The organism is Saccharopolyspora sp. (assembly GCF_017434145.1).
GTDB lineage: Bacteria > Actinomycetota > Actinomycetes > Mycobacteriales > Pseudonocardiaceae > Saccharopolyspora_C > Saccharopolyspora_C galaxeae.
Window position 1 is genome coordinate 1 of the sequence record NZ_JAFRFW010000633.1, and the last position, 2337, is coordinate 2337.

General features: G+C 73.6%; 1 protein-coding gene and 1 pseudogene. Both read left to right on the top strand.

Translation table 11 applies throughout. The annotated features are described in order from the left end of the window. Positions 1-1014, top strand: a pseudogene (locus IJH84_RS17445) (hypothetical protein); the annotation flags it as partial. Next, positions 1011-2294, top strand: a complete 1284-nt coding sequence (gene mycP, locus IJH84_RS17450; RefSeq protein ID WP_295146319.1) for a type VII secretion-associated serine protease mycosin — start codon at positions 1011-1013, stop codon at positions 2292-2294. The pseudogene IJH84_RS17445 and the gene mycP, both read left to right, overlap by 4 nt. Positions 2295-2337: the final 43 nt, after the last annotated feature.

Consider the following 2337-nt stretch of genomic DNA (forward strand, 5'->3'; position numbering starts at 1 on the left):
CCGGCGGCTCCGGAAGCCGGACGCGCTGCCGAACCCCAGGTGCCCGGCGTCGTGAGCGGGCCGGGCCAGTCGACCACCGTGCGGCTGGACCCGGTCGGCGGCTCCGAGCAAGCGGCCGAGCAGGCCGCGCCCGTTGAAGAGGCCCCGCCGGATCCGGCTCAGGCGTCGAAGGTCAAGGACCGCAAGAGCACCACCGGCGAGCAGAACCGCTTCGCGGCGGCCGCGGGCGAGGCGTACTCCGACGCGCTGGCGACCGTGAACGCCGCCATGGCGACCTGGCCTTCGCTGCGCCACTCCGACGACTCCGGGGCCAAAGCCGACTACGTCGCGGTGTGCCTGTACCTCGGACTCGGCGACGGCGGGGCGGGCGAACTCAACTCGGCGGTGCGCAGCGGCTCCGCCACCGCGCTCGAAAGCCACCTGCCATGCCTGGTCTCGGGGATGCGGCGGCTGCCGACGCACCGCAGGCCGGTGCTGCGGCAGTGCACCGTGGCGGACTCGGTCGAGGGGCGCTCCGAGCCCGGGTCGCTGCTGGTGGAGCCGGGGTTCCTCAGCGCGAGCATGAACCTCGACGTGACCGTGCCCGGTGCGCACGTCGATGTGCTGATCTGGCCGTCCAAGGCGCGCCGCACCTCGGAGCTGGTGTTGAACCGCCCGGTGGACGAGGTCGTGTTCCTCGCGGGCACCCGGTTCAAGACGCTGGCCGTGCGCGAAACCGAGGAATCCGAGGACGGCATCGACGAGGACGACGGCCCGATGGCCCCGCGGGCCGCGGTGCTGTTCCGCGAACTCGCCCCGGACGAACGTTCCACCGGATCCGAATTGGATGAACGGGACCGGGCCGCGCTGTCCAAACTGGACCGGGCGCTGGCCAGGCGGCAGCGCGCGTCGCTGCGGCAGGTGGAGGACTCCGACGTGGTCGCCCGGCTCACCAGATCGATGGTCGTGGCGCCCGAGGAGCACGCCGTGGACGAGCAGTTGGCCACCGCCGGAACTTCGGCGGGGCAGTCGTGACCGGGCGCGCGCAGCGCACCGCCGTCTGCCTGGCGCTGGCGGGAGGGTTGCTGTCCGCGGTGGCCGTTCCCGCTGTGGCGCAAGGCGACCCGCCGCCGCTGCCGAACTCGGGGCAGAACTGCATCCAGGCGCCGACGGTGACCTACGAGGGCACTCCGTGGGGCCAGCAGCTGCTGGCACCCGAGCGCATCTGGGACATCACCGAGGGCAAGGGCATCAAGGTCGCCGTGGTGGACACCGGTGTGGATGCGCAGACGCCGCAGCTCGCGGGCAAGGTGCTGCCCGGCGCGGACGTGATGGGCGGCTCGGCGAACGGGCCCGCCGCCGACGACTGCTTCGGGCACGGCACGTTCGTCGCCGGGATCATCGGCGCATCGCCCGCCGAAGGCACCGGGTTCACCGGCGTCGCACCCGGCGTGCAGATCGTGCCGATCCGGGTGGCCACCGGCACCGAGGAGCAGACCGGCAGCACCTTCACCCCTGCCGCGCTGGCCCGCGGCATCCGGGCGGCAGTGGATTCCGGCGCCCAGGTGATCAACGTGTCGGCGAGCTCCAACGCGCCGGATCCGCAGTTGGCCGATGCGGTGCGCTACGCCGCCGAGCGGGACGTCTCGCTGATCGCCTCCGCCGCGAACGGTGCGCAGAAGGGCGATCCGGTCACTTATCCCGCGTCCTACCCAGGGGTGATCGCGGTGGGGGCGATCGATTCCGCAGGCAACCATGCGGCGTTCTCCCAGACCGGGCCGTACCTGTCGCTGGTGGCGCCGGGCGTGGACGTGGTCAGCACCGGGCCGCACGGGCCGGGGCACTGGCAGGGCAGTGGCACCAGCTACGCGGCGCCGTTCGTGGCGGGCACCGCCGCGCTGGTGCGCGCGTACCACCCCGAGCTGAACGCCGCGCAGGTCAAGCAGCGGCTGGAGATGACGGCCAGCCATCCGGCGACGGCCCTGCCGGACCCGGCGCTGGGCTGGGGGACGGTGAACCCGACCGCCGCGGTCTCCTCGGTGGTGAACGGGGAAGGCGGCGCCGGGCGGACCGTGGTGCCGCCATCGCCGAAACCCGCTTCGGCGCGGCTGGAAGACGATCTGGGGCCGCGGCTGGCGCTGCTCGGTGGCGGCGCTGCCGTGGTGGTGATCCTGGCGCTGGTGCTCGTCTTCCGGCTCGGCGCGGCGGGCAACCGGCGCGGCTGGAGTCCGGCGCGGGTGGTGCGGGTGCGCCCGGACCGTTCCGGAATCGAACCGGACACCGAGCAGCAGCCGGTCTCCACCCCCAGCGGCTGACCGCCCCGCCCGCTCCATTCGGATCGACCGAGTGAGCGGACCG